The sequence below is a fragment of the Pseudoflavonifractor sp. An85 genome (assembly GCF_002161235.1).
Classification (GTDB): Bacteria; Bacillota; Clostridia; order Oscillospirales; family Oscillospiraceae; genus Enterenecus.
Genome location: NZ_NFHE01000004.1, coordinates 141,237 through 148,483 on the forward strand (window position 1 = coordinate 141,237; position 7,247 = coordinate 148,483).

8 protein-coding genes are annotated in these 7,247 nt (G+C 56.9%); 4 read left to right on the forward strand and 4 right to left on the reverse strand.

Features of this window, described 5'->3' with window-relative positions; translation table 11 throughout:
- Nucleotides 1–80: 80 nt before the first annotated feature.
- The 3 genes from B5G37_RS03715 to B5G37_RS03725 all read right to left on the reverse strand — a co-directional run bounded on the left by B5G37_RS03715 (nucleotide 81) and on the right by B5G37_RS03725 (nucleotide 3,255).
- Nucleotides 81–1,784 carry an ammonium transporter gene (locus B5G37_RS03715; protein WP_087254084.1) on the reverse strand — a complete coding sequence of 568 codons (1,704 nt, stop codon included), beginning with the start codon at nucleotides 1,782–1,784 and terminating at the stop codon, nucleotides 81–83.
- Nucleotides 1,785–2,026: 242 nt separating this feature from the next.
- Nucleotides 2,027–2,707: a DNA/RNA nuclease SfsA gene (gene sfsA / locus B5G37_RS03720; protein WP_087254087.1), complete on the reverse strand. Its 681-nt coding sequence runs from the start codon at nucleotides 2,705–2,707 to the stop codon at nucleotides 2,027–2,029.
- The gene (locus B5G37_RS03725) at nucleotides 2,704–3,255 is read right to left on the reverse strand and encodes an FUSC family protein (RefSeq protein WP_087254092.1); all 552 of its coding nucleotides are present in this window, start codon (nucleotides 3,253–3,255) and stop codon (nucleotides 2,704–2,706) included. Before B5G37_RS03725 ends, sfsA begins: the two co-directional genes overlap by 4 nt.
- A gap of 131 nt (nucleotides 3,256–3,386) precedes the next feature.
- Between B5G37_RS03725 and B5G37_RS03730 the strand changes: the two genes are divergently transcribed.
- Entirely contained in the window at nucleotides 3,387–4,007 is a 621-nt protein-coding gene (locus B5G37_RS03730) for a DUF1643 domain-containing protein (RefSeq protein ID WP_087254095.1), read from the forward strand.
- Nucleotides 4,008–4,335: 328 nt separating this feature from the next.
- On the opposite strand, the gene B5G37_RS03735 is transcribed toward B5G37_RS03730, so the two are convergent.
- On the reverse strand, nucleotides 4,336–4,860 hold the full coding sequence (locus tag B5G37_RS03735; RefSeq protein WP_087254098.1) for a DUF6512 family protein: 525 nt from the start codon (nucleotides 4,858–4,860) through the stop codon (nucleotides 4,336–4,338).
- 204 nt (nucleotides 4,861–5,064) lie between these two features.
- On the opposite strand from B5G37_RS03735, the gene spoIVB reads away from it, so the two are divergent.
- From spoIVB to B5G37_RS03750, 3 genes are all read left to right on the forward strand, one after another.
- Nucleotides 5,065–6,111 carry a SpoIVB peptidase gene (spoIVB, locus tag B5G37_RS03740; protein WP_242962744.1) on the forward strand — a complete coding sequence of 349 codons (1,047 nt, stop codon included), beginning with the start codon at nucleotides 5,065–5,067 and terminating at the stop codon, nucleotides 6,109–6,111.
- A 154-nt stretch (nucleotides 6,112–6,265) separates the two neighbouring features.
- Nucleotides 6,266–6,856, forward strand: coding sequence for a hypothetical protein (locus B5G37_RS03745; protein WP_087254103.1), 591 nt, complete (start codon nucleotides 6,266–6,268; stop codon nucleotides 6,854–6,856).
- Between the two features lie 20 nt (nucleotides 6,857–6,876).
- Nucleotides 6,877–7,101: a helix-turn-helix transcriptional regulator gene (locus tag B5G37_RS03750; protein ID WP_087254106.1), complete on the forward strand. Its 225-nt coding sequence runs from the start codon at nucleotides 6,877–6,879 to the stop codon at nucleotides 7,099–7,101.
- Nucleotides 7,102–7,247 lie beyond the last annotated feature (146 nt).

Below are 7,247 nucleotides of genomic sequence, written 5' to 3' on the forward strand. Positions count from 1 at the left end.
ATTTTTCCAGAGCAGGGAAAGGAAGAAGGCCCGGAACCGCCAAAGCGGTCCCGGGCCTTCCCAGAGAGGAGAGATGGGGATTATTCGTCCCCCTGGAGGGCATCGAATCCGGTTTCCCCGGTGCGCACCCGCACCACCTGTTCCACATCGTAGACGAAAATCTTGCCGTCGCCGATGTGTCCGGTGTACAGGGCCTTCTGGGCGGCTTCGATGACTTTGGAAACGGGTACCTTGGATACCACGATATCCACTTGCAGCTTGGGCAGCAGGTTCAGGGTCATGGGCACGCCACGGTAGTACTCCGTCTTGCCCTTTTGCACGCCGCAGCCCTGGACCTGGGCCACCGTCATACCAGTGACGCCAATCTTGGCCATGGTGGCCTTCAGGGCCTCGAACCGGGAGGCGTTGCACACGATGGTGACCTTGGACAGCTTCACATCCGAGGCGGGGGTGGTGGCAGCCTTGCGCACCTGGACGGGGACGGCCTCGTCCATGGCAGCTGCCACAGGGGCCACAGCGGTCTCGGAAGCGGTGGAGGCCACGGTTTCGGTGATGGCAAAGCCCGCGTAGGCGGTGGCCAAGCCGTGCTCGGTGGGGTCCAGACCTTCAATTTCTTCCTGCTCGGAGGCACGCAGGCCGATGGTGTGCTTGATAACGGTGAACACCACGGTCATGGTCACCACGACCCAGGCGATGACGGACACCACGCCCAGCGCCTGGACCCCCAGGAAAGAGGCGCCGTGGCCGTAGAGCAGACCCTGGTCCACGGAGAGAAAGCCGGTGAGGATGGTGCCCATGGCGCCGCACACGCCGTGCACCGAGATAGCGCCCACGGGATCGTCGATTTTAACCACTTTGTCGAAGAACTCCACGGCCAGGGGAAGGGCGATACCGGCAAAGATGCCGATGATGGCGGCGCCACCGATGGAGACCATGTCACAGCCAGCGGTGACAGCCACCAGGCCACCCAGGGTGGCGTTGAAGGTCATGGATACGTCGGGCTTTTTGAAGCGAATCCAAGTGAAGAGCATGGCGGTGACGGTGGCCACGGCAGCGGACATGTTGGTGGTGCAGAAGATGTTGCCCGCGGAGACGATGGCAGCGTCACTGTCCATGGCCACGGTGGAGCAGCCGTTGAAGCCGAACCAGCAGAACCACAGGATGAACACGCCCAGGGCGGCGATGGGCAGGTTGTGACCCAGAATGGCCCTGGGGTTGCCCTTCTTGTCATACTTGCCAATGCGGGGGCCCAGAATCTTGGCGCCCACCAGAGCGGCGGTGCCGCCTACCATATGCACGGCGGTGGAGCCAGCAAAGTCATGGAAGCCCAGCTGGCTCAGCCAGCCGCCGCCCCAGATCCAGTGCCCCGAGATGGGGTAGATAACCAGAGAGATCATGAGAGAATAGATGCAGTAGGAGACAAACTTGGTGCGCTCGGCCATGGCCCCCGAGACAATGGTGGCGGCGGTGGCACAGAACACCGTCTGGAAGATCAGAAAGGCGGCCAAAGGCACGCCGCTGGGCAAAATGGAGGAGTAGTCCCCTAAAACCAGGGGATCAAATCCGCCGATGAAGGCCCCGGAGCCTCCAAACATGATGCCAAAGCCTACAAGCCAGAAAACCGGGGTGCCAATGCAGAAGTCCATGAGGTTTTTCATCAGGATGTTGCCGGTATTCTTGGCTCGGGTGAACCCCGCCTCACACATGGCAAACCCGGCCTGCATGAAAAAGACCAGGGCGGCTCCCACCAGGACCCAAATGGTGTTGACTGCTGAATACGTCATAGTGATTCCTCCCTCAACAAAATGGCAAGGGGCAAACGTCCTCTTTGTGACGTTCGCCCCCTTGCGAAGAAAGCACAAGGCGCTGCGGGTTTGTTTCCGCAGCGCCTTTGCTGTTTATGGGCGCAGTATACGCCCCCTTTTGCAGCATGTCAATGGATCAATGGCAAATTTGGCGAGTTAAACCAAAAAAGTTTCCAGTGCAATGGATATTTTTGCAAGTTGATAAAAGCAAACTTGCATATTCACAGCCGCACCGGGACAGGCTGGGCCATGGTGAGGGTATCGGGGGTGACGGTGCATTCCTGGGCCAGCACCTGAACCCCTGCCCGGGCAGCCTCACGCAGAGCGGCCCCAAATTCCGGGTGGGTGGCGTCGTTGGGGGCGAAGTCCTTCATTCCCGCCATCTGGATGACAAAGCACACGGCGGCCTCGTAGCCATCCTGGAGACAGGCGGTGAGCTCCTGGAGGTGGCGTACCCCCCGGGTGGTGGGGGCATCAGGGAAGCGGCAGTGGCCGTTCTCCTCCAGGGTGCACCCCTTCACCTCCACAAAGCCTCGGCGGGAGCCCGCCTCCCAATAGAAGTCAAACCGGGAGCTGCCCCAGGTGGTTTCTGGACGCAACAGAGTGAGGCCGGGGATGAAGTGCCCGGCCCGGGCCCACTCGGCAAAGACATGGTTGGGGGCCTGGGCGTCCATATTGATGAGCAGCCCACCCTTGTCCACGGCGATGAGGTCGTAGGGGGTTTTGCGCTTGGGGTTGTCCCCGGGGGTGAGATAGACGGTGCAGCCGGGAACCAGCAGCTCCCGACAGCGTCCGGTGTTTTTCACGTGCACGGTTTCCGTGCGCCCTTCCACCTCTACCTGGGCCACAAAGCGGTTGGGTCGGGCGAGAAAGTGGGCGGGAATGACCTGGGAATAGTTCATGTTTTGGGCTCCTCCGGGGTGGTATCAGTGGTGGAAGGGGGAGGCGCGGGGTCCTCCGCCTTGGGATGGTAGGGCAGCAGCAGGTCGATGACGCAGGTCACGCCCACACCCGCCAGGGTGTCCACCATACGCTGGAGGGCAAACAGGGCGGGGGAACTGTCCGTGTTGTGGTTGACGGTGACGCACAAAAACACCACGCAGGACAGGGAGGCGCTGGAGGGCCGCTTGAGCACCAGGGCGGTGCGGATGAGGGGGATGATGGTGAGAGAGACCAGGGTGTAACGCAGCAAATCCATGTCTTCGGCGTGGAACAGCTCCAGGCCATAGAGAATGATGATACCGTACAGACCGCCCACCAGGGTGCCAATGGCCCGGTTGACAGAAGACGTGATGGTTTTATCCGTGGAGTTCTGCATGCAGATCACCGCGGCGATCATGGAATAAAAGGCGGGCTCGCCCCGGGCATAGCCAAACATACCACAGATAAACACAGCCAGAACGGTTTTAATCATGCGCATTCCCACCCAGTGGTGACGATGTTGCAGCACGCGTATCCTCCTTTCGTAACGTGGTTTTTTCTTATGATATACGACTGAAGGGAAAAAAGCAACCCAGCGGCCCTTTCCATTTGCCTCAGGGCATGGTATGATGGGGCAAAGATACAAAAGGAGGACACCCCATGCACATTCCCAGCGGCGAAACCACCTTGTTGGAACTTTTGCCCTTCCAAGAGGCCCTGGAACAGGCCCTCACCCCCAAAGAGGATTACGACGTGAACCGGTGGCTGTACGTGCCCCCGTTTTACGGCGAGTACCGGTATATTCTGGCCACCCGAGGCCAGCGGCCCCTGATCTGTGTGGGCATCAACCCCTCCACCGCCGCCCCCGATGATCTGGACAACACGTTGAAGTCGGTGGAGCGGGTGGCTCTGCACAACGGCTTTGACAGTTTTGTCATGTTCAACGTTTATCCCCAGCGGGCCACCGACCCCGACCACATGGAGCAGCACTGCAACGAGAAGCTCCACCAGGAGAACATGAAAGCCTTTGACTATGTGCTCTCCCTGTACACCGACGCCCAGCCCGCCATTTGGGCGGCCTGGGGCACCATCATTGAAAAGCGGGGCTATCTGCCTGCCTGCGTCCGGGACATGATCGCCATCGGTCAGAACCACGGGGCGGCCTGGTACACCGCTGGGAAACGCTCCAAGAAGGGGCATCCTCACCATCCTCTGTACCTGCGAAAGGACAGCGGCCTGGACCCCTTCGACGTGGAGGAATACCTCAATGGGTTGAAATAAAAAGATGCACCGGGAACCCGGTGCATCTTTCAGCGTGTCGAAAAAGTTCGACACGCTTCTCAAAAATGCCAGCATTTTTTCGAGGAGTTGCAGCCCGCTGCATGCATAATCGGGTCAAAGGGCGACCCGATTCCACACTGGCGGGCTGAGAAGTGTTTTTTTCGATGCACATGTCCCCGAAAAAACAGATTTTAATTTATTTCCCCGCCTCCGGGCGGGAAAACTTTGCCGAGGGCTTTTTTAATGATGCAAGAAAATATATCCTTCTTGCATGCACATGAGGTTTTTTGACAGTCTGAAAGATGCACCGGTACCCCGGTGCATCTTTTTATTTGGGAAGAATATAGAAGGTGGGCTGATTCTTTCTCAAATCCAAAAACAGTGCCATATCCGGCGGAAAGAAGGTAAACCAGATTATGAGCCAGGCCAAGGCCAGAGCTGCCACCAGGCAGAGGGTGGGAATACCCGGACGCTGGGTGAGAGGGGCCAGCACCTGGGCCAGCACAGACCCCGCCACCATAAGCACCACGTACAAGATGAGGTCAAAGCCCATCCAATCCCCCTGGAGAGGAATGTGGTAGACGTAGCCAATCAAAAGCATGGCGCCACCGATGATGGGCAGGGTCAACAGCCAGGGGGCTAGACCGTCCAAACCCCGGCCATGGGTGAAGTACAGCCCGGAGAGGAGCAGAGGAATGAGGAGAATTTTTAAGTGCTCCCACAAGCTTTCCCGCACCGGGGAGATGAGGGCGGTAATGGGGCTGGGCAGCCAGTGGAAGAGAAAATGGAGCCCCACGCCCAGTCCCAGGGCTGCAATCAGGGTGAAAATCACGTTTTTTGGAAAATATTTCACGACGCCACCTCGTTTCTTAGTAAAAGTTATGCCCGCAGTGGGGCAAACTATGAGGAAAACATTTGTTGAAATCAAGTTTTTTCCGTGGATGTGAGTGCTTTTCCAAAAGGCCCTCTCTTTCCCACGGAAGAAATCAAGCCGTCTCAGGCACATTAAGTGGTGGGCGAAGGCCCACACATTTCGACAAAGAGGCGGTGAGGATCATTGAACGAAGAGACGAAACCATGGGGGCCCATCACCGCAACGGCGCTGCGGATGGTGGGATTGGTGCTGGTGTTGGCTCTGGCCCTGTGGCCCATGCTGGTCAGAGCCAAAGCCGACACCTTGACTTTGGTGCCTGTGGGGCGTGCCGTGGGCATCAAGCTCTTCTCCGATGGCGTTGTGGTGGTGGGAACATCAGAAATCACCACCCAAAATGGGGCGGTAAACCCAGCCAAGGACTGTGGTCTGCGGGAGGGGGACATCATCACCCACATTAACGCCACCGAGGTGGACACCATCGAGGAAGTGACCGCCCTGCTCCAAGAGCTGGAGGGGGAGACCATGAGCATCCGGGCCATCCGGGACGACAAACAGGTGCAGTTGACCGCTCAGGCGGTGCTGTGTTCCGCCGATGGGGAGTATAAGCTGGGGGCCTGGATTCGGGACTCCATGGCGGGCATTGGTACCGTCACCTTCTACTCGCCTCAGACCGGCACCTTTGGGGCCTTGGGCCACGGCATCAACGACGTGGACACGGCCCTGCTGATGCCTCTGGAGAGCGGAAGCATTTTGCCTGCCACGGTCTCTGGGGTGGAGAAAGGGCAGTCCGGCACACCTGGTGTGCTGCGGGGCGTGTTTGACGCCGACGTGACCTTGGGTGAGCTGGACGGAAACTCCGCCTGCGGCATCTACGGTACCATGACCGACACCAGCTGGTTTGACGGGCAGGCGGTGCCGGTGGCCACCCGGGACGAGGTGAAAGCGGGGAAAGCCACCATTTTGAGCAACGTCTCCGGCACCCAGGTGGAGGAGTACGAGGTGGAGATTCTAAAAGTGTACCCGGACAGCCAGGAGGGAGGACGGGACTTCCTGGTCCACGTCACTGACCCGGACTTGCTGGAAACAACCGGCGGCATTGTCCAGGGCATGAGCGGCTCCCCCATTTTGCAAAACGGCAAGATCATCGGGGCAGTCACCCACGTCATGGTGGACGACCCCACGTCGGGGTATGGCATCTATATTGGGGATATGCTCCAGGCGGCAGGGTAAAAACAGGGCGAAGACACCGACATGGTGTCTTCGCCCTTTGATATGCTGTACATATAAAATTTAATGTTTATCATTAAAAATATATTGACAAAGATATGGTGCGTTCGTATAATGTAAGTAGCCAAGGACACTTACAAACCAAGGAGGGTAATTTATGGAGAGTATTGTGAAGTCCACCAAGCTGGTGCAGAAAATCCTGCGAATTCTGTTTTGGATTGTCGTCGTTGTCAGCGTTGTCTCTGCATGTATCATGATTGCATCGTTGATTTTTATGGATGATACAGCAGTCATCCAGGGTGTTTCCATTACGATTGGAAATTACAGGTTGAAACTCAGCCAGGGGTACTCCCGCGCACAACTGATCAACATTTTATGGATGTCCTTGGCGAACATTGTCCTTTACGGGGGCCTTTCCTGTTACGCGATCCGAATCCTTCAAGGTATTTTTGAACCAATGACACAGGGAAAACCGTTCAACACGGCGGTGAGCGACGGGTTGAAAAAGCTATCCTATGCGGTCTTAATTTTTGGTGTGGTTCGACTGATTCTTCAACTGGCAACAAACATGGTTTACGACCAGATGATTGATATTTCTTCCCTGTTTGCTGCAAACATGGTGGAATCCTGCTCCTTAACCGTGGTAGGAGATGGTGATTTTATTATTTGGTTCTTTTTGATCCGGCTGTTTCGGCGCATTTTTATGTATGGAGAAACCTTGCAACAGCTGTCCGATGAGACACTGTGACGTGAAATGAGGAGAAACTTATGCCCATTGTATTACGATTGGATCGGGTCATGGCAGACCGGAAAATGTCCCTGAATACTTTGGCGGAAAAGGTTGGAATCGCCAATGTGAACCTGTCGAAAATCAAAACAGGAAAGGTCAGCGCCATTCGCTTTTCCACCCTGGAGGCCATTTGCGAGGCGCTGCACTGTCAGCCGGGGGATATTTTGGAGTATATGCCACCGGAAACCCAGCATGACGAGTAAGAATAAAACAAGCACGGGGAACTCGCAGTGAACTGCTCCCCGTCAAGAGGACAGTGAAAAAATATAAAGTTTTCCCGGCCAGTAGCCTATGTGCTGCTGGCCGCTTTTTATGCAGCGAGATACAGCTCGTGCTTCTCCATCGGCGT